Consider the following 21,248-nt stretch of genomic DNA (forward strand, 5'->3'; position numbering starts at 1 on the left):
CGACTGTTTGGGGTTGTATAGTCAAGTAATTAAGTGCATGTGGTGGATGCCTTGGCAGTCAGAGGCGATGAAAGACGTAATAGCCTGCGATAAGCTCCGGGGAGGCGGCAAATATCCTGTGATCCGGAGATTTCTGAATGGGGAAACCCACTTACCATAAGGTAGGTATTGCAACATGAATACATAGTGTTGCAAGGCGAACGAGGGGAAGTGAAACATCTCAGTACCCTTAGGAAAAGAAATCAATTGAGATTCCCTTAGTAGCGGCGAGCGAACGGGGAAAAGCCCATTAAGTCATATCAGTTCTAGTGGAATGCTCTGGGAAGTGCAACCGTAGTGGGTGATAGTCCTGTACACGAAAGGGCTGATATGATGATGTCGAGTAGGGCGGGGCACGTGAAACCTTGTCTGAATATGGGGGGACCATCCTCCAAGGCTAAATACTCCTGACTGACCGATAGTGAACCAGTACCGTGAGGGAAAGGCGAAAAGAACCCCTGTGAGGGGAGTGAAATAGATCCTGAAACCGCATGCATACAAGCAGTGGGAGCCGGCATTGTGTCCGGTGACTGCGTACCTTTTGTATAATGGGTCAGCGACTTACATTCAGTAGCAAGGTTAACCGAATAGGGGAGCCGTAGAGAAATCGAGTCTTAATAGGGCGTTTAGTTGCTGGGTGTAGACCCGAAACCAGGCGATCTATCCATGAGCAGGTTGAAGGTTGGGTAACACTAACTGGAGGACCGAACCCACTGTCGTTGAAAAGCCAGGGGATGACTTGTGGATAGGGGTGAAAGGCTAATCAAGCCTGGTGATAGCTGGTTCTCCCCGAAAGCTATTTAGGTAGCGCCTCGGACGAATACCATTGGGGGTAGAGCACTGTTTCGGCTAGGGGGTCATCCCGACTTACCAAACCGATGCAAACTCCGAATACCAATGAGTACTATCCGGGAGACAGACTGCGGGTGCTAACGTCCGTAGTCAAGAGGAAAACAATCCAGACCGCCAGCTAAGGCCCCAAAATCATAGTTAAGTGGGAAACGATGTGGGAAGGCATAGACAGCTAGGAGGTTGGCTTAGAAGCAGCCACCCTTTAAAGAAAGCGTAATAGCTCACTAGTCGAGTCGGCCTGCGCGGAAGATGTAACGGGGCTAAAACTATGTGCCGAAGCTGCGGATTTGCAATTTATTGCAAGTGGTAGGGGAGCGTTCTGTAAGCCGATGAAGGTGGATTGAGAAGTCTGCTGGAGGTATCAGAAGTGCGAATGCTGACGTGAGTAACGACAATGCGAGTGAAAAACTCGCACGCTGAAAGACCAAGGGTTCCAGTCCAACGTTAATCGGGGCTGGGTGAGTCGACCCCTAAGGCGAGGCCGAAAGGCGTAGTCGATGGGAAATTGGTTAATATTCCAATACTTCTGTGTAATGCGATGAGAGGACGGAGAAGGTTAAGTCAGCCTGGCGTTGGTTGTCCAGGTGAAAGGTTGTAGGCATGTATCTTAGGCAAATCCGGGGTACTCTATGCTGAGAACTGATAGCAAGCTGCACTTGTGCAGTGAAGTGGCTGATACCATACTTCCAGGAAAAGTCTCTAAGCTTCAGTTACACAGGAATCGTACCCGAAACCGACACAGGTGGTCAGGTCGAGTAGACCAAAGCGCTTGAGAGAACTCTGCTGAAGGAACTAGGCAAAATGGTACCGTAACTTCGGGAGAAGGTACGCTGCTGGCGGTGATAACCCTTGCGGTTTGAGCGGCGAGCAGCCACAGAAACCAGGCCCCTGCAACTGTTTATTAAAAACATAGCACTCTGCAAACACGAAAGTGGACGTATAGGGTGTGATGCCTGCCCGGTGCTGGAAGGTTAATTGATGGGGTTAGCGTAAGCGAAGCTCTTGATCGAAGCCCCAGTAAACGGCGGCCGTAACTATAACGGTCCTAAGGTAGCGAAATTCCTTGTCGGGTAAGTTCCGACCTGCACGAATGGCATAATGATGGGGGCGCTGTCTCCAGCAGAGACTCAGTGAAATCGAATTCGCCGTGAAGATGCGGTGTACCCGCGGCTAGACGGAAAGACCCCGTGAACCTTTACTGCAGCTTGACATTGAACTTTGATCTTACTTGTGTAGGATAGGTGGGAGGCTTTGAAACTCGGACGCTAGTTCGAGTGGAGCCAATCTTGAAATACCACCCTGGTAATATTGAGGTTCTAACTCTGCTCCATGATCTGGAGCGAGGACCATGTCTGGTGGGTAGTTTGACTGGGGCGGTCTCCTCCTAAAGAGTAACGGAGGAGTACGAAGGTGCGCTCAGCGTGGTCGGAAATCACGCGTAGAGTATAAAGGCAAAAGCGCGCTTAACTGCGAGACCCACAAGTCGAGCAGGTACGAAAGTAGGTCTTAGTGATCCGGTGGTTCTGTATGGAAGGGCCATCGCTCAACGGATAAAAGGTACTCTGGGGATAACAGGCTGATACCGCCCAAGAGTTCATATCGACGGCGGTGTTTGGCACCTCGATGTCGGCTCATCTCATCCTGGGGCTGAAGCAGGTCCCAAGGGTATGGCTGTTCGCCATTTAAAGAGGTACGCGAGCTGGGTTTAGAACGTCGTGAGACAGTTCGGTCCCTATCTACCGTGGGCGTTGGAAATTTGAGAGGATCTGCTCCTAGTACGAGAGGACCAGAGTGGACGAACCTCTGGTGTACCGGTTGTGACGCCAGTCGCATCGCCGGGTAGCTATGTTCGGAAGGGATAACCGCTGAAAGCATCTAAGCGGGAAGCCTACCTCAAGATAAGATTTCCCAAGGACTTTATGTCCTCTAAAGAGCCGTTGAAGACTACAACGTTGATAGGTTGGATGTGGAAGCATAGTGATATGTGAAGCTGACCAATACTAATTACTCGTGAGGCTTGACTATACAACACCCAAACAGTTGTTGTATAAAAGCTCAATTGATTCGATATACATCAAAATAGCTTGATTCAGTAAGCCGTTAGTATCACAATATTCAACTCAGATATATCTGTTAATAACTTCTTTGACCAAGCAACGGCATACATCAAACGATGTGAATAAGACCCAAGCAAAGTCACAACAGTTGTGCTGGCGACAATAGCAAGAGTGAACCACCTGATCCCTTCCCGAACTCAGAAGTGAAACCTCTTTGCGCTGATGGTAGTGTGGGGTTACCCATGTGAGAGTAAGTCATCGCCAGCTCATTATTCCTAAAAACACCCCCTTCAAACGAAGGGGGTGTTTTTTTATGTTTAAAGTATTCTAAAAATTACAATCTTTGTAAATATCAGAAAGTATGAATTATTTAGATGACTAGGTCAGCCCAAAAGCAACAAGAACGAGATTATCTTAAGTATTTTTTAAAAAATTTTAGTTTTTCCATAAAGAAAAAATGAAAACAACATAGGTGGTCACATGTGGTGATATAAATCTTTTATCATTATAAAGAGTGCAATATTGTGATCTGATTGATCAGGATTTTTAATTGCTGAGGAATTCTAATTTTTACTTATTCGACCGCTAGCACCATTAAATGTTCTAACAAGATTGTTATTAAAAATAGATCATAAGCCTTAATAACTCTTGAATAATCAATCTTATACTATCTGTAAAATTGAAGTTTGTTGATTAATGCTAAGAAATTGATGCTTCTTGCTATTAAAATTTGAATAAGAAATGTCAGTATGAGTTTGAAGGATTTAAATAATTTCAGGAACATATTTGATGCAATACAATCCAATTTATTATACTGATGAACATTTTGCATTCGCTGATGCTGTAAGAAAATTTGTAGAAAAAGAAATTACACCGTATGTAAATGAATGGGATGAAGCTGGCACATTTCCACGTGAGTTATATAAAAAGGCGGCCGAAGTAGGCTTGATGGCTTCAGGTTTTGATGAAAAATATGGGGGGACGACGGAGACAGATGCATTCTATACGTTACTCGGTTGTGTTGAATTAGCGAAGTGTGCTTCAGGAGGTCTAGTTGCATCATTGCTGTCGCATATGATTGGCGCACCACCCATTAATAGTTTCGCAAGCGAAGAAATAAAAGCAGAGGTTTTACCACAAATTTTATCAGGTGAAAAAATATCAGCTTTAGCCATTACTGAACCTGGTGGTGGCTCAGATGTAGCTGCCTTACAGACGAAAGCAGTTAAAGACGGTGATGATTATATTGTCACAGGTGAAAAAACATTTATTACCTCAGGTATTCGTGCGGATTATTACACGGTTGCTGTTCGGACAGATCCTGAAGCCAAAGGTCCAAATGGTATTTCAATGTTATTGATTGATGCGCATTCTGCAGGGATTACCAAGAATAAATTGGATAAGATGGGTTGGTGGGCATCGGATACAGCACACTTAAATTTTGATCAAGTTCGCGTGCCTGGAAAAAATTTGATTGGTCCCGAAAATATGGGTTTCTTTGTGATCATGAATAACTTCAATATGGAACGCTTTTTCTTAGCGGCGGGAAGTTATGGTTATGCCAAAGTGTGCTATGAAGAGGCTTTAGATTGGGCGCAACAACGTAAAACATTTGGTAAACGGTTGGTCGATCATCAAGTGGTTCGTCATAAGTTGGTTGATATGGCGACACGTTTACAAATGACCCGAACCATGCTTGAAGATACTGCATACAAGATGGGGCGTCCTGAGCTTCAGGGCAACGAAATGATTGCACAAATTTGTATGCTAAAAAATGTTGCGACACAAACCATGCAATTTTGTGCAGATGCTGCCGTTCAAACGCTAGGTGGTATGGGCTTTATGCGTGGAATGAAGTCAGAACGAATCTATCGTGAGGTAAAAGTGAATATGATTGGTGGTGGTGCAGAAGAAATCATGAAAGATTTGGCAAGCCGTCAATTAGGTTTTTAATATCAAACCGATAAGCAAATAAAATGGAATCAAAATAGGTGGCTTTTAAGTCACCTATTTTTTCTAGCCAAGAGAAGCAGACTGATGAAGTGTCATATCCCAAACGATGTCGGTTAATTGGTCCAATGATAATTTGCCATCTACACTGTACCAAGTCACGGTCCAAGCAATAGAGCCACCAATTAAACGACGCCAAATAAAAGGATCATGTTTAATTTTACCTTGATCATGCAACGTTTGAATGACACTCAGCCAAATTCCTTCATAATCATTTCGTAGTTTTAATAACTTTTGCTGATTTTCTGGCGACAGTGCAAACCATTCATAGACCAATACAGCCATTGCTGAACCTGTATCACCTGAAATGGCTTGCAGTTCAGCACGGATCAATTCTTTGAGTTGTTGCTCGGGATCATTCGAACATTGAATCGCAGTTTGTAGACATGCATGGTTATAAATGATGGTTTGTTCCATCACATGCGCGAGAATGTCATCTTTGGTTTTAAAATGGTGGAATAGGCTACCTGATTGTACGCCAATAAATTGGGCAAGTTCGCGAACCGTGGTTTTGGCATAGCCCTGTTTGTGAAATAAATAGGCTGCACCCAACAGTAAGCGCCCACGAGGTGTGTCATCGAAGCATGCAATCGGTTGTATCTGGTCAATAGAAGTCGCAATCATCTTGTTATTTTATCCTATTTTTATCATTAGATTCCTTTAAAACTGTTGTCCTTATTCAGTTTTAAGCATATTTGCAAATAATCATAACATTTTGCACTTTACAAACCAAGCGCTTGCTTGGTAGATTGGGGTTAAATTCTAATCAGAATAATGAGAAAGCAATGACAATTAATCAGGATGATCAAAAAGTTGTAAAAATTGGATGTGCTTCAGGCTTTTGGGGTGACACAAATACCGCTGCCTTTCAGTTGGTACATATGTCAGATATTAATTATCTGGTATTTGACTATCTTTCAGAAATTACTATGTCGATTATGGCAAAGGCAAAAATGACAGATCCTTCGCATGGTTATGCACTTGATTTTGTCAGTCGTGTGATGACGCCATTGATTAAAAAGATAGCGGATAAAAAAATTAAAGTCGTCAGCAATGCAGGTGGTGTGAACCCTCTCGCGTGCCGTGATGCATTGCAGCAAGTCATTAGCAATGCGGGTTTAGATTTAAAAGTTGCAGTGGTTCTTGGTGATGATTTAATGGATCAACATCCTGAACTTCAAAAGAAAAATATTAAAGAAATGTTTAGTGGTGAAGACCTCCCAGCGCATGTTGCGAGTAGTAATGCTTACTTAGGTGCTGTTGCAATTCGTGATGCATTAGACTTGGGCGCAGACATTGTAATCACAGGGCGTGTCGTTGATTCGGCAGTGGTGCTCGGACCTTTATTACATGAATATCAATGGTCACTTGATGATTACGATAAATTATCTCAAGGCTCACTGGCAGGACATGTGATTGAGTGCGGCGCTCAGTGCACAGGTGGAAACTTTACCGATTGGCGCTTAGTGGAAGGCTTTGACAATATGGGCTTCCCAATTGTTGAAGTGGCTGCGGACAGTTCTTTTGTGGTGACTAAACCTACAGGTACAGGTGGATTGGTCTCTGTGGGTACCGTTGCTGAGCAGATTGTGTATGAAATTGGACATCCTCAAGCGTATTTATTACCAGACGTGACGGCAAATTTTAGTCAAGTGAAGCTGGAACAAGTCGGTGAGCATCGTGTCAAGGTGTCAGGTGCAACAGGTACAGCACCAACCAATCAATATAAAGTCAGCACCACTTATCCAGATGGTCATCGTGTTTTGGTGAGCTTTATGTTGGCTGGTCAGGATGCGGAAGAAAAAGCACTGGCTGTATCCAATGCAATTTTAACCAAAGTTGAGCGCGTACTTGCGCTACGTTCAGTACCTCCATTTAGTGAAAAATCAGTCGAAATTTTAGGTACAGAATCAACTTATGGCGCACATCGACGGATTCATGGAAGTCGTGAAGTCGTGGTAAAAATTGCAGTCAAACATATGTTCAAAGAGGCCTGTATGTTCTTTGCTTCTGAAATTGCTCAAGCCTCGACAGGTATGGCTCCAGCGCTGACAGGTATTGTTGGTGGTCGTCCTAAGCCATCACCAGTGATTAAATTATTTTCATTCTTGGTCGATAAAGATCAGCTGAACATTGAGGTTGATCTCAATGGCGCACGTCATAGCGTGCAAATTCCAAAGGGCAATGACCTTAATGTCAATACTTTGCCTGCGGGTGAGGTTGCTCAGTTGACAGGTCAGGAAATTGAAGTGCCATTGGTGACTGTTGCACATGCGCGTAGTGGCGATAAAGGGAACTACAGCAATATCGGCATAATCGCGCGTCAACCTGAATTCCTACCTTGGATTCGTGCATCACTGACTGAGGAAAATGTCGCGGAATACATGAAACATGTATTTGAAGGAACAGCAGAAGGGCAATCCAACAAGGTTATTCGTTATGAATTACCGGGGATGAATGCACTGAATATTCTGCTTGAAAATGCACTTGGCGGTGGTGGTATCGCAAGTCTGCGTATTGATCCACAAGGTAAGGCATTTGCACAGCAGTTACTCGATATGCCAGTAAAAATTCCAGCATCATTACTCAAGAATTAAAAAATAATATTTGAGGTGAGTGTAGTCGCCCCAAAATTATCAATTTTAAAGCAGTATAAATAAAAAGATTCAGAAAGGAAGAATAAGCAGATGAGTTATCACTCAATATTTAGAGCAGACGCCTTTAAGGATAAAGTCGTTATCGTTACAGGTGGTGGATCAGGAATTGGTCGTTGTACGGCACATGAATTATCTGCACTCGGCGCCCAAGTGGTGATCACAGGACGTAAGCAAGAGAAGCTCGATAAAGTGAGCCAAGAAATTACCGAAGATGGCGGTAAAGTTCATACAATTGTTTGTGATAACCGTGAAGAACAACAAGTCAAAGATATGATTGCTGAGGTGATTGCTCAGTTTGGTCGAATTAATGGTCTGGTGAATAATGCCGGCGGTCAATTTCCATCGACTTTAGACAGTATTTCGGCGAATGGTTTTGATGCCGTGATTCGTAATAACTTGCACTCAACCTTCTTTTTGATGCGTGAAGCCTATAACCAATGGATGGAAAAAAATGGCGGTAGCATCGTCAATATGACGGCTGATATGTGGGGTGGTATGCCGGGAATGGGTCATTCGGGAGCTGCACGTTCAGGTGTTGACAACTTGACCAAGACAGCTTCTGTCGAATGGGGTAAGTCCGGTGTTCGCGTCAATGCTGTTGCACCGGGTTGGATTCTTTCTTCAGGGATGGATACCTATTCTGGTCCTGTGGCTGAATTTATCATTCCAAATTTGTCTGGCAATGTTCCCCTGCAACGTATGGGAACCGAGTCTGAAGTCTCATCTGCAATCGTTTATTTACTCTCAGATGCTGCTGCATTTGTCTCTGGTGTGACACTGCGTATAGATGGGGCTGCATCTCAAGGCACACGTATTTTCCCCTTGTCTGATGCTAAAAATAGCGAATCTTTTAATGGGTTCCACCGCGCATTTATTCCAGATGTTATTAAAAACAAAAAGTAATTAATTTGAAGGATCACCATCATGACGATACTCCAATCTGAAGTTACAGTCGGAAGTGAAGTTTTTGAAACCAATAAGAAAGCACTACTTGCTCAACTGGAGGAAGTGCGTGCCGTTCAACAAAAGGGGGTTGAACGCTCTTATGCTGCAAAAGCTAAATTTGAGAAGAAAGGTAAAATTTTGCCTTATGAGCGTGTACGTTTATTACTCGATGCAGATTCACCATTTGTAGAGCTTTGTGGTCTAGTTGGCTACAACATGCATGATGATAAAGATGGATCTGATGCAGGGGGAGGCATTATTGCAGGCATTGGTTTTGTCAATGGTGTGCGTTGCTTGGTGACTGCAAGTAATAGTGCAATCAAAGGTGGAACAATGGCACCGATGGGTGTGCATAAAACGCTGCGTTTGCAACAAATTGCCATGAAGCAAAAATTACCAATCATTACGTTAGCGGAAAGTGGTGGTGCTAACCTGAATTATGCAGCTGAAGTGTTCACAGCAGGTGGTACGACCTTTGCCAACCAAGCGCGTATGTCAGCGATGGGTATTCCGCAAGTGTCTGTGGTTCATGGTAATGCCACCGCAGGTGGAGCGTATCAACCTGGGCTGTCTGATTATGTGATTACAGTCCGTAAGCAAACTGAAATGTTGCTTGCTGGACCGCCATTACTGTTGGCAGCGACAGGTGAAGTGGCGACTGCTGAGGAATTAGGTGGTGCAGAAATGCATGCTCAGGTTGCAGGTACAGCAGAGTATTTAGCAGAAAATGATGCAGATGGTATTCGTATTGCACGTGAAATTTTTGGACATTTGAATTGGAAAGAACACACCGAAAGGCTCAATGTTGAATATAAAGAACCGCGTTATTCAGCAGAAGAGTTATTGGGGATTATTCCGAGTGATCCAAAGCAACCTTTGGATATGAAAGAGATTATTGCACGTATTGTTGATGATTCAGATTTCTTTGAATTTAAGAACGAATATGACTCACATACGGTATGTGGCTGGTCGCAAATTGGTGGATTACATATTGGGATCATTACCAATAATGGCCCAATTACGCCACAAGGCGCAGCCAAAGCAGCCCAATTTATTCATTTATGTGAACAAACACGTCGCCCAATTTTATTCTTGCATAACACCACAGGATTCATGGTGGGTACTGATGCCGAACAAAACGGCATTATTAAACATGGTTCTAAACTGATTCAAGCTGTTGCCAATTGTACTGTGCCTAAGATTTCCATTGTTGCACATGGTTCTTATGGGGCAGGTAATTATGCCATGTGTGGTCGTCCACTCGGACCAGAATTTATTTTTGCATGGCCCAATTCCCATGTTGCTGTCATGGGCTCAGCACAGGCAGGTAAAGTACTTCGTATTGTAGCGGAAGGGAAGCAGAAAGCTTCGGGCATGGAGCCCAACGAGCAGATGCTCGATTTCTTAGAGCAAAGTACCGCGATGAAGTTGGAATCTCAATCTACTGCACTATTTAACACAGCGATGATGCATGACGATGGCATCATTGATCCACGAGATACACGTAAAGTACTCATTTTCTTATTACAAACTATTTATGAAGCGGAGAAACGTGAATTGAACCCAACACGATTTGGGGTGTCACGTTTCTAATTTCTCACAGGTGCTTTTTCTCACAGTTATTTTGCAAAGATTAATGCGTTACAAGTAAAAGAAATAGATGAACAAAATTAAAATTAAGGATATTCAATATGAAATTTACACCAGAACATGATGCTTTACGTCGTACAACACGCCAATTTGTAGAAAATGAAATTAACCCATTTGCTGCTGAGTGGGAAAAGGCAGGTCGATTCCCCATTCATGAAGTCTTCAAAAAAATGGGAGACTTGGGGCTTTTGGGGATTTGCAAACCTGAGGAAAATGGTGGTTTAGCCCTCGACTATTCTTACAATTTAGTCGTGGCTGAAGAGTTAGGTGCGATTAATTCAGGTGGTGTGGCACTGGCAATGGGTGTGCAAACGGACATGGCAACCCCAGCGATCGCTCGTTTTGGTAGCAAAGAGTTACGAGATGAATTCTTAACACCTGCTGTTGCGGGTGAAAAAGTGGCAGCGATAGCTGTGTCTGAAGTTCAAGCTGGCTCTGACGTTGCAGCACTGAAAACCACAGCAACAAAAGATGGTAATGACTATATTATCAATGGTCATAAAATGTGGATCACCAACTCATTACAAGCTGATTTCTTTTGTTTGTTGGCGAATACTTCTGAGGGCAAACCGCATTTCAATAAATCGATGATTGTGGTGCCTGCAAATACACCCGGGATCAGTTTCTCTGAACCTTTAGATAAGTTGGGGATGCGTTCAAGTACCACGGCGCAAGTGTTCTTTGACAATGTACGTGTTCCGCAACGTAACTTGGTGGGCACGGAAGGCATGGGCTTTATGATGCAAATGCTACAGTTCCAAGAAGAGCGCATGTGGGGTGCTGCAAATGCAATGGGGGGTATGTTGAACTGTATTGAAAAGACCATTCAGTACACACGTGAGCGTACGACATTTGGTCAGCCGTTGATTAATAATCAATATATTCATTTTCGTTTTGCAGAGTTAATGACTGAAGTAGAAGCGCTGAAGGCATTGAACTATCGTGCCTGTGAACTGCATATCGCTGGTGAGGATGTGACTCAAATTGCTTCTATGGCGAAACTGAAAGCAGGGCGTTTAACACGTGAAGTCGCAGATAGTTGTTTACAGTTCTGGGGCGGGAATGGTTTTATGGCAGATAACCCTGCCGCACAATTTTATCGCGATGGGCGTTTGGTTTCGATTGGTGGTGGTGCTGATGAAATCATGCTTGGTATCATCTGCAAACTTATGGATACCTTACCGGGTAAACGTAAATAAGGAGTATGAGTATGACCTATTCACATCCACTCAATCGCATCTTAGAAGATGACAGTATTCAATTAGAACAACACGGTTCCATCCTAAAAATATGGTTGAACCGTCCTGCAAGTCGCAATGCAATGAGCCTTAACATGGTCAAATCGATCATGAGTGTATTTAAGGCGATTGCCGATGATACCTCTATTCGCGCCGTGGTTTTCCGTGGACATGGCAATCATTTCTGTGCCGGTGGAGATATCAAAGATATGGCAGGCATTCGTGATGAAGCGATGAATGTAGGGAGCAATACGCCTTATATCGATTTCAATCGTGTCTTTGGTTCGATGATCGAGCTGGTTGATCAAGCACCGCAAACTGTAGTGGCAGTATTAGAAGGCGCGGTATTGGGTGGTGGTTTCGGTTTGGCCTGTGTGTCTGATGTTGCGATTGCACATGCAGATGCACAATTCGGTTTACCTGAGACTGGTTTAGGTATTTTACCTGCACAAATTGCTCCATTCGTTGTGAAGCGGGTTGGATTGACTCAAGCACGTCGTTTAGCACTTTTAGGTGGACGTTTTAGTGGTGAAAAAGCACTTCATGTTGGTGTAGTGCATGAGGTTGCTAAAACACCAGGTGAACTTGAACAGTTGATTGAACAAACGCTAGATCAAATTAAACGGACTGCGCCATTGGCTTCTCGTGCAACCAAAGCATTGATCCACCGCGCACAACATGAACCTTTAAATACTTTATTAGATGATGCTGCTGTGCAATTTGCCGAGGCAGTCAATAGTGCTGAAGGTATGGAAGGTACGATGGCCTTTATTCAAAAGCGTAATCCAAATTGGATGGATGATTAATTGCGCTATTGGCTTTAAGTCAAAGTAAAAGAATGGAAATATCTCCTTGTTAAATCGAGGAGGTTTTAAAAATAATAATGGTGATCATATGGCTTTTTCAAAAGTATTAGTGGCTAACCGTGGTGAGATTGCTGTACGTGTGATGCAAACTGCCGAAGCGATGGGGTATAAAACAGTTGCGGTGTATTCTGAGGCTGATCAGCATGCACGTCATGTTCAATTGGCAGATGAAGCCGTATTTATTGGTGAATCGAAAGTTTCAGAATCCTATCTGTCGATTCCTAAAATTATTGAAGCTTGTAAGAAAACGGGTGCAGATGCTGTACATCCAGGTTATGGTTTTTTATCAGAAAATACAGACTTTGCAGCAGCTTGTGAAGCAAATGGGATTACCTTCATTGGTCCACCATCTGGTGCAATTGAACTCATGGGGAGTAAACGCCTGTCTAAGATTGCCATGATTCAAGCGGGTGTACCCTGTGTACCAGGCTATGAAGGTGATCAGCAAGATATTGATTTTCTTGCAGAGCAGGCACGTAAAGTCGGTTTCCCTCTGATGGTTAAAGCCTCTGCTGGTGGTGGTGGACGTGGTATGCGTTTGGTTCACCAAGAAGCAGATCTGCTAGAAGCATTAAAGACCGCACGCTCTGAGGCTGAAAATGCCTTTGGTTCAGGTGAACTGATTATTGAAAAAGCAGTGATTGCTCCACGCCATGTAGAAATCCAAGTTTTTGGCGATACGCATGGCAACTATGTCTATCTATTTGAACGCGATTGTTCGATTCAGCGCCGTCATCAAAAAGTGGTTGAAGAAGCACCTTGTCCAGTGATGACACCAGAATTACGTCAACGTATGGGCGAGGCTGCTGTTGCCGCGGCTCAATCTTGTGATTACGTTGGCGCAGGGACAGTTGAATTTTTATTGGATGCATCGGGTGAGTTTTATTTCCTAGAAATGAATACACGTCTACAAGTCGAACATCCGGTGACAGAAATGGTCACGGGTCTGGATTTGGTTGAGTGGCAGCTTCGCGTGGCGAATGGTGAGACATTACCCTTGCAGCAATCTGAATTGACTTTAAAAGGTCATGCGATTGAAGTACGTCTTTATGCCGAAGATCCACGCTTAGACTTTTTACCGCAAACAGGGAAAATCTTACGTTGGAAACCTGTTGAATCTAAAAATGTTCGTATAGACCATGGCATGTTGGCACAAGGTGAAATTAGTCCGTTTTATGATCCGATGGTTGCGAAAGTGATTGCCTATGGTGAAACACGTACAGATGCTATTCGTTCACTGGCACGCGCAGTCGAAGAAAGTGTCTTGTTGGGTGTAAACAGCAATAAAGAGTTTTTGGTTAATTTGCTCCGTCACCCTGTCGTTGTGAAAGGAGATACCAATACTGCCTTTATTCAAGAACATTTCCAAGATGACGTCAGTTTAAATAAGCAAAGTCTGAAGTTGGAAAGCTTGGCATTGGTGGCATCGCTATTGACCAATGCATCAACCCAAAGCAGTTGGAATACAGGGATTTCATTATCTCTACCTCTCAAACTTCGTTACGATGAGCAAAAACTTGATTTGATCGTGAAGCGAGAGGGTTCCGCGGTCACGGTTGAAGCCTGTGGTGAAATGCAGACAATTCATCTTTTGGATAAATCAGATGAACAATTGATTTACATGATTGATGGTGTACGCCGTAAGATAGATTATGCAATCGAAGCTAACTTTGTTTATCTAGATGCAGCCAACGGTAATATTGCGGTAGAAAATATTACCTATTTACCCCCTGAAACTGCCGAAGTTGCGGGTGATGGTAAAATTCGTGCACCAATGGATGGATCGATTATCAATGTTATAGTAAATGCAGGTGACGCGGTCACTAAGGGTCAAACATTACTCATTTTAGAAGCCATGAAAATCCAACAGCAAATCAAGTCAGATGTTGATGGTGTTGTGGGCGAAATTGTGGGACAAGTCGGACAACAAGTAAAAAAACGACAAGTTTTACTCAATATTGATGGTTAATGCTAGATATATTTATTATTGAAAAATGACCCGCTTAGGCGGGTCATTTTTGCAGAGACCATTAAAAAATTATTGATCTGCTTGAAGGATGACTTGTTTTGCTTGTTTTAGACTATAGAGAAGTTGTCCAAGAAGAACATCTTTAGCCGCTAAAGTCACAATAACCATTGGATTCTTTTCAGACGGAACTGCAGTTAAAATGGCTTTCCCATTTTCAGCATCTAATGTAATACTTTGACAGCCAGTTAATTGTATTTCATTCAAAAAAGCACTAACCATTGCAAGTATTGAGCTACTCACTGCTGCGAGTTTACTTGAGTTTAATGCATCACGTCGAGAAACTGTTGCCAGTTCAAAACCATCAGATGAACAAATCATAATGAAGTCGACACCTTTAACATTCAGGAGGACATCATTGATTTGATCTTTTGCAATCCTAATGAGTGAATCAGGAACTTGTCTTTGTTTTAGAGCAGGAATCATAAATAAAAGCCTTACATGTGTTCAATTTCTAGTTTTGTAATTAATGCTTCGATGAGTAAAAGCACATCCATCTTTTTGCGAGCATCAATAAAGAAAAGAGGATAGTTTTGTTTCTTCTCTATTAACCATTGACGATAAATATGTGTAGATTTATCTAAGTTTGCATCAGTGTGTGTAATACCGATGATGATGTTGTCTGTATGATCTTTGAAAAAATTAATATAGTATTCAAGATCTTCAATGGCATTTTTTAAAGTGTGGTCGACTAAAATAATCGCCCCAATAGCACCTTGGCTAATCACTCCCCACATAAAATTAAAGCGATCTTGTCCTGGAGTACCATAGAGCCCAACTTTAATATCATCCTCAAGCGTAATCTCCCCATAATCGATGCCCACTGTAGTATGCATTTTTTTATGAGATTGTTCATCAGTGTTATATGCTTCGGTTGATAGAACAGAAATATCCGATAATGATTTAATAGCTTCAGTTTTGCCTGAACCCATCGAGCCTGCGAATACTATTTTGTGCTTTTGAATAATCATATGAACCTTCTGCTAAAAACCAAATTTTCGTTTAAGTTTTTTAAAAAAACTGAGTGTGGAACTTTGTTCCTCTATAGCCACTGCTGTGTTTAAGTCGACACCAAATTTGGCATTTTTTGCTGAAATGGGTTCAATATTATGAATAGCTTGGTTGGCGGCAATATATTTTTGAACAATGTAAACAGGAATGTCTAATTTCTCAGAAACATCTGAAATTTGAGCGCCTATCATAAATGCTGCTGATAATTGAAGAATAGGTTTTGTTTCGGAAAATAAAGGCTGAGGCCAATATTTAATTTTAAAATAAGCCGATACTTCAGGCAATTCTAAAAGATAATTTGAGCTATAAATCAGTTCAAAGACCCAGTTTTCTAAATTGACTTGATGCTTGCGTGATATTTGCATTAAATCCGCTGTCACAGCATCATTGTAATGAATAGACGGATCTGATCTTGGAATTTTGCGTAACAGGTAAGGCCATGCAGCATGTGCATGGTGATCAATCACAGCGACAATACCATTTTGATCTCTTAAAGTAAGCTTATGGCAGTACTCAGAGTAGAGACCGTTAAAAAAATGATATGTTTTTAAAGGTATATTGGACTCAATTTTTTCAATTGCAGGTTGTGTCAAGTTATATTTAAAATTAATACACTTTTGAATTAGGGTATTTATGGGTGTGTCATCATTTAAGGATATAGAGAATAAGTTGGGGTCAGCATGATTTTTATCGATACTTTTAATAGTGATTTTTAAAAAAGGGATTTTTCTTTCGGTAATAATTTTTTGAATATGTTTACTTTCAAAAAAAGCATCATTAATCAAAATGCAATCTAAATTAGAATCATTGAGGGTTGTCCAGTTCATATTAATAGAATTTGGAGCATTTTTTATTATTCTTTTTTTTATTTCATCAATGGTTATTGAGCCCAACCCAGATATTGCAATATTGATAACTTTGTTGTTCATTTTAACTCTTTCATAATAGGTGAGCAAAGAGCCCATTTACTCAATATAAATGGGCAATTTAGAATTATGAAAAATCTAATTCATTTTCGAAGCTTTTTAACTCATGGCGTGCCATAGCTAAATTAGATTTACTACGATCTAATACTAGATATAAGAAAATATTTTCATTTTTCTCTAAAGGACGAATAAGGTGATACTGTTTACCTAAAGTAATCAAAATATCTTCAATTGAATCATTTAGGTTTAATGCTTTCGCTACTTTTCGTTTTGCGCGAACAACTTCAGTATTACCCGCAGCTGCAAGTTCTAGGTCAATGCCACTACCACCTTGGACTGCTAGTGCTAATCCACTTTCCCCGTCAACTAATGCTGCTGCACAAAATCCATCGATTGATTCTAGTGATTGTAAAGTAACTTTAGCCATAATCTATTTCTCTCTTAATATTTGTATTCGATTATCATTGAGTACCAGTAAATAATCTTAATTAAATTAATCTTAATCATAGTATTTAAACTGGTCTACTGAGTATAAATAATGATAATAAAAAATCAACAATACATAATAACAATTTGTTTGGCTAAGCATGTGAAATGAGTTTGTGTTTTAATTTATTATGTGACTTTAATCACAAATATTACTAAATTTTCATGTTTAATCTATTTTTTTAATATTTAAAAATTTTTAATTTTAGTTGTAGAGTAATTATTTTTTATCTTATTTGAATAATTTTTTATGTCTAAATTATTTTTAGTAATCATTGTGTTTACTGAATCTTAATATTAAAAGATATTTATTATTTTTATATGAAGATTAAAAGCTTGATTCAATAAAAAATGCCTAATTATAAATTAGGCATTAAATATGTCACAACTGAGGTATAGGATTAAGCGAATACCGTTTGTAAAGCACAGTAAAGAATGGCTAAAACAAAAATAGCAACAGCAGGTTCTACAATTTTTGACCAAGTAGGCACTGGTGTAACTATAGGTTCAACAACTTCATGTGAATCATTATGTACGTGACTAACCATTTCATTAAACTCCTTCATCGTTTGATCTAATGATATCTCGTCTTCAATGATCGGTTGAGAGCCAATTAACTCATTTAGTTCATTTGTTGACCAAACCCAATCCTTTGCTAGACCAGATAGGTGTTCTATTTGACCGAATAGCAACTCACGCATGCCAGACTGTTTATAATTGCCTGTTTCGTCCAATTGTTTTAGCTCTGAAAGTTGGAAGCTAAGAATTTCGCTTGTTGCTTGCTCAAGTTCAGGTTTTGCAAGTTCAGATTGATTTTGCTTAGAAGTGGTTAAGTGTCGAGACACTTCTTGAACATATAATGGGTCTTGAGAATGAATTTCTTGATAAATTTTATCTTCATCTTTGCGCCAAAGACTAATTAATCGTCCTAAACTTAATGCATTAAGTTCATTGAGATAATGGCAACGCTGTTCTGGTGAATACTGGCTCAGAAGCTGAGGCTTTTGACTCTTAATCTGCTCAGCAAAATATTGTACTAAATCAAAAGCCATCAATTTCTCCTATTATTTAGTCTAAAATCCTTAGACTTGGTTTTTTCTTCGGTGTTTCTATTTGTTCAATTTCGTTATGATTTGATTCTACTTGATTTTCAGTCACTTGTGCATTGGAATATTCTTCAGGATCGAAGAACAATCCTTGACCATTTTCTTTTGCATACAAACCTAAAACGGCATTGAATGGCACATAAATATCTCGAGATACACCACCAAAACGTGCTGAGAAGGTTACAGCATCATTACTCATATTGAGCTTATGTACTGCATGTGGAACAATATTCAGTACAATTTGCCCATCTTGAATGAACTGCGTTGGAACCTCTGTAAATGGCTTAGTTGCATCGACAAGCATATAAGGGGTTAAGTTGTTATCGCAGATCCATTCGTATATTGCTCTAGCAAGGTATGGACGTGTCGGTGTTAAATTCAATTCTTGTTCAGACATGAGAGATGACCCATAAAATTTGCTAATCTAAGCTTAATGGTACTATTGTTGACTTAGATATGCACTATAGCGATTCTTTTCCTGCAATGTTAAAGACTTTGAGAATGCTGGACGATTAAAGATACGTTGGCAATATAAATGGATTGGGCGACATTGCTGTTTAGGGAGTTCTATACCCATTAAACCCAGTCTTAGAAAAATCGGTGCGAGCATACAATCCAAAATAGAAAATTGCTCCGACATAAAGTAAGGATAATGTTGAAATAAAGGGGTTAAAGAAATTAAAGTATCTTTGAGTTGTTTTTGCGCTTTTTTCTTTTGTTCTGGATTCAAAGTATCGGCATGACAAAGCATTACATCTGCGAGCTTTAACCAATCTTGCTCAAAGCGCCAAATATATTGTCTTTGTTCCGCACGAGGCGCTGGTGCATCCGCATAGAGTTTATTTTGACGATATCGATCATCTAAATACTCAGAAATAATACTGGTATTAAATAGTTTTAAATCATTTTCCAAAAGCATGGGCAGGCGATTATAGGGATTGAGCGTGGCCAGATCTTCATCTTGATCATCGGCGATAATTAAATGATGTTTAATTTGTTTTTCTGCAAGAAGGAAGCGAATCCAGTGAGAGCGAAAGTCATCTGCATGGCTATACAGTGTAATACCTTGAAGCGGAGTATTCTCAACAGACATAAAAACAAGCAAGCTAAAGTGAATCAGATAGGATACTAAACTTAGACAATAAAATCACGGAGACTTTGCGATCATTCAATTCTCATTTATGGACAATTCATCTAATTAGGAAGATATGCGTTATACATATTTAAAAATAAATTTAGTATACGTGATTGTTCAATATTTCTTGCTTGTACTATTTCCTTACAAACGTCGATATCAAGGTACCTTAAATCTTTCTATACACGAGAGATTTCTTGATGCGATTTGGTATTTGTTATTCTTGAAACTTTCCTATTTCCTACTTTTTTACACAGTGATTTTTTTCTGATTCCTGTCTATCTTTATGTCTTTGAATATCTATTGTTTAAAAAAATAAATGAAAAGCATCAAGTTAAGGCGATTTATTTTTTAATAGTTTCGCTTATAGCAAGTGATGTTATTCGATGGCTGATTATGGATTTAATCAGACATTATTGATTTAAGTGTTATTAGATAAAATAGAGCTACATAAAAAAACCTCGGCATAAGCCGAGGTTTTTTGTCCGATTCGGTAAACGAATTAACGTTTAGAGAACTGAGGACGTTTACGAGCTTTACGTAAACCAAGTTTCTTACGTTCAACTTCACGAGCATCACGAGTAACGAAACCAGCTTGACGAAGCGCAGGTTTTAAAGTTTCGTCAGAAGCGATCAATGCACGAGTAATACCGTGACGGATAGCGCCTGCTTGACCACCAATACCACCACCAGCAACAGTGATGTAAAGGTCAAATTTCTCAGTAACTTCAAGAAGTTCTAATGGTTGACGAACTACCATACGAGCAGTTTCACGACCAAAGTACTGTTCAAGAGTACGGTTGTTGATTACGAGTTTACCAGTACCAGCTGATAGGAAAACACGTGCAGTTGCGGTCTTACGGCGACCTGTACCATAGTTAGTAGCCATGTGCTGTATCCCTTAGATGTCCAAAACTTGTGGCTGTTGAGCAGTATGTGGATGCTCAGTACCAGCGTACACTTTCATTTTTTTGATCATTGCATAACCAAGAGGACCTTTAGGTAACATACCTTTAACAGCTTTTTCTAAAACTGTTTCAGGTTTGTGAGCGATTAACTTTTCAAAGTTAGTCTCACGGATACCACCAGGGAAACCAGTATGGCGATAGTATTTCTTATCTTGTGACTTCTTACCAGTCACAGTGATTTCTTCAGCATTGATAACAACGATATAGTCGCCTGTGTCAACGTGAGGAGTATAAGAAGTTTTATGCTTACCGCGTAAACGACGAGCGATTTCAGTCGCAAGACGACCTAAAGTTTTGCCAGAAGCATCAACAACGTACCAGTCGTGTTGAACTTCAGCTGGCTTAGCGCTGAGAGTTTTCATTAACCACTACCTATTATAGTTGGTTTGGACGGTGGAATCTGTCCAAACAAAAAGGAGTGCGAATTCTAAAGGAAAACCAATAGATCCACAATCGAAATATAAAATTTCAAGCGCTGTATTTTAATTGAAATCGTCCGCAATTGAAAGCGTTTAAAAGATAATCGAAGATTAATTTTCATCTTTAATTTTATAATGTGAGTTGAATCACATTTGGATGAGTGATTCATTTTTTCATTGTTGCAATATTTTTAATATAATCTTTATAAATCATATGTTTAATTTGGTTATTTGTCTAAATTTGTTTTTTTGATTCGAGTGTTTGTTTTATAACCTAGATAACCCGAATCGCGGATAAGAAATTGACTTGAAAAATAAGAGGACTAGAGCCATCAGTTGAGTTACCACACAAAACTTAAAACTCTAGTCCCTATGTTTAATAGTACCGAATTATTCTGTTTAATTGATGATTTCTTTCTTAAATTTGAAGCAACCTATTGGAATTTCCTTAAACAAAGTCGTCGTTTCTCAAGAGTCCGAACCGCTCACTTGAGTATCTCAGAAATCACTTTTATTGCTATCTGGTATAAATGTTCTCATTTCACTAATTTCAAAGCCTTTTTTACATGGTTGAAACAGGATAAAAATCATTTATTTAAAAGCTTACCCTGTTACCAACGGATGATTCATCTGATCAATAGGCATCAATTAGCTCTACACGCTTTACATGTGGCACTGATGAAAGGTCAAGGTACACAATATTTATGGATTGATTCAACAACTTTGCCAGTTTGTAAAAATCAACGTATTCAGCGTCATAAATCATTAGTCCAAATTGCATCACGTGGTAGAAGCTCAATGGGCTGGTTTTATGGCTGTAAATTACATATTGCGATGAATCAATTTGGTGAAATTGC

The 21,248-nt window shown here is 40.4% G+C and carries 18 protein-coding genes and 2 rRNA genes; 10 read left to right on the forward strand and 10 right to left on the reverse strand.

The window, feature by feature from the left end:
* Positions 1-19 precede the first annotated feature (19 nt).
* The 3 genes from AC5YCE_RS14150 (at position 20) to AC5YCE_RS14160 (ending at position 4,901) form a co-directional block, all read left to right on the forward strand.
* Positions 20-2,916 (forward strand): 23S ribosomal RNA (locus AC5YCE_RS14150).
* Between the two features lie 184 nt (positions 2,917-3,100).
* A 5S ribosomal RNA gene (gene rrf, locus AC5YCE_RS14155) occupies positions 3,101-3,215 on the forward strand.
* 522 nt (positions 3,216-3,737) lie between these two features.
* Positions 3,738-4,901 (forward strand): acyl-CoA dehydrogenase family protein, encoded by a 1,164-nt coding sequence (locus tag AC5YCE_RS14160; protein ID WP_496172469.1) that lies wholly within the window; start codon positions 3,738-3,740, stop codon positions 4,899-4,901.
* 63 nt (positions 4,902-4,964) lie between these two features.
* Here AC5YCE_RS14160 and AC5YCE_RS14165 read toward each other — a convergent pair whose 3' ends face one another.
* Positions 4,965-5,582, reverse strand: coding sequence for a TetR/AcrR family transcriptional regulator (locus AC5YCE_RS14165; RefSeq protein ID WP_496172470.1), 618 nt, complete (start codon positions 5,580-5,582; stop codon positions 4,965-4,967).
* A gap of 161 nt (positions 5,583-5,743) precedes the next feature.
* On the opposite strand from AC5YCE_RS14165, the gene AC5YCE_RS14170 reads away from it, so the two are divergent.
* From AC5YCE_RS14170 to AC5YCE_RS14195, 6 genes are all read left to right on the forward strand, one after another.
* A complete protein-coding gene (locus AC5YCE_RS14170; RefSeq protein ID WP_496172471.1) occupies positions 5,744-7,555 on the forward strand; it encodes an acyclic terpene utilization AtuA family protein in 1,812 nt (603 codons plus the stop codon).
* 90 nt (positions 7,556-7,645) lie between these two features.
* Positions 7,646-8,518, forward strand: coding sequence for an SDR family oxidoreductase (locus tag AC5YCE_RS14175; RefSeq protein ID WP_496126268.1), 873 nt, complete (start codon positions 7,646-7,648; stop codon positions 8,516-8,518).
* Positions 8,519-8,539: 21 nt separating this feature from the next.
* Positions 8,540-10,153, forward strand: a complete 1,614-nt coding sequence (locus tag AC5YCE_RS14180) for an acyl-CoA carboxylase subunit beta (RefSeq protein WP_496126269.1) — start codon at positions 8,540-8,542, stop codon at positions 10,151-10,153.
* A 98-nt stretch (positions 10,154-10,251) separates the two neighbouring features.
* Positions 10,252-11,409, forward strand: coding sequence for an acyl-CoA dehydrogenase family protein (locus AC5YCE_RS14185; RefSeq protein WP_496126270.1), 1,158 nt, complete (start codon positions 10,252-10,254; stop codon positions 11,407-11,409).
* Positions 11,410-11,420: 11 nt separating this feature from the next.
* Positions 11,421-12,254: an enoyl-CoA hydratase/isomerase family protein gene (locus AC5YCE_RS14190; RefSeq protein WP_496172472.1), complete on the forward strand. Its 834-nt coding sequence runs from the start codon at positions 11,421-11,423 to the stop codon at positions 12,252-12,254.
* Positions 12,255-12,342: 88 nt separating this feature from the next.
* Complete coding sequence (locus AC5YCE_RS14195) at positions 12,343-14,283, forward strand: acetyl/propionyl/methylcrotonyl-CoA carboxylase subunit alpha (protein WP_496172473.1); 1,941 nt, start codon at positions 12,343-12,345, stop codon at positions 14,281-14,283.
* 69 nt (positions 14,284-14,352) lie between these two features.
* On the opposite strand, the gene AC5YCE_RS14200 is transcribed toward AC5YCE_RS14195, so the two are convergent.
* From AC5YCE_RS14200 to rplM, 9 genes are all read right to left on the reverse strand, one after another.
* Positions 14,353-14,766 (reverse strand): roadblock/LC7 domain-containing protein, encoded by a 414-nt coding sequence (locus AC5YCE_RS14200; RefSeq protein ID WP_496126273.1) that lies wholly within the window; start codon positions 14,764-14,766, stop codon positions 14,353-14,355.
* Positions 14,767-14,777: 11 nt separating this feature from the next.
* Complete coding sequence (locus AC5YCE_RS14205) at positions 14,778-15,311, reverse strand: GTP-binding protein (RefSeq protein ID WP_496126274.1); 534 nt, start codon at positions 15,309-15,311, stop codon at positions 14,778-14,780.
* A 12-nt stretch (positions 15,312-15,323) separates the two neighbouring features.
* On the reverse strand, positions 15,324-16,280 hold the full coding sequence (locus tag AC5YCE_RS14210; RefSeq protein WP_496172474.1) for a hypothetical protein: 957 nt from the start codon (positions 16,278-16,280) through the stop codon (positions 15,324-15,326).
* A gap of 64 nt (positions 16,281-16,344) precedes the next feature.
* Entirely contained in the window at positions 16,345-16,704 is a 360-nt protein-coding gene (locus AC5YCE_RS14215; RefSeq protein WP_496126276.1) for a roadblock/LC7 domain-containing protein, read from the reverse strand.
* Positions 16,705-17,164: 460 nt separating this feature from the next.
* The gene (locus AC5YCE_RS14220) at positions 17,165-17,815 is read right to left on the reverse strand and encodes a hypothetical protein (RefSeq protein WP_496172475.1); all 651 of its coding nucleotides are present in this window, start codon (positions 17,813-17,815) and stop codon (positions 17,165-17,167) included.
* A gap of 16 nt (positions 17,816-17,831) precedes the next feature.
* A complete protein-coding gene (locus tag AC5YCE_RS14225; protein ID WP_496172476.1) occupies positions 17,832-18,266 on the reverse strand; it encodes a ClpXP protease specificity-enhancing factor in 435 nt (144 codons plus the stop codon).
* A gap of 42 nt (positions 18,267-18,308) precedes the next feature.
* On the reverse strand, positions 18,309-18,962 hold the full coding sequence (locus AC5YCE_RS14230; protein WP_496172477.1) for a glutathione S-transferase N-terminal domain-containing protein: 654 nt from the start codon (positions 18,960-18,962) through the stop codon (positions 18,309-18,311).
* 544 nt (positions 18,963-19,506) lie between these two features.
* The gene (gene rpsI, locus AC5YCE_RS14235; RefSeq protein WP_004647927.1) at positions 19,507-19,893 is read right to left on the reverse strand and encodes a 30S ribosomal protein S9; all 387 of its coding nucleotides are present in this window, start codon (positions 19,891-19,893) and stop codon (positions 19,507-19,509) included.
* Between the two features lie 12 nt (positions 19,894-19,905).
* Positions 19,906-20,334 (reverse strand): 50S ribosomal protein L13, encoded by a 429-nt coding sequence (gene rplM / locus AC5YCE_RS14240; RefSeq protein WP_496126280.1) that lies wholly within the window; start codon positions 20,332-20,334, stop codon positions 19,906-19,908.
* 429 nt (positions 20,335-20,763) lie between these two features.
* Between rplM and AC5YCE_RS14245 the strand changes: the two genes are divergently transcribed.
* Positions 20,764-21,248 (forward strand): transposase (locus tag AC5YCE_RS14245; RefSeq protein ID WP_496170869.1); only part of this gene is annotated, 485 nt, incomplete at its 3' end.

The sequence above is a fragment of the Acinetobacter sp. CY79 genome (assembly GCF_059515845.1).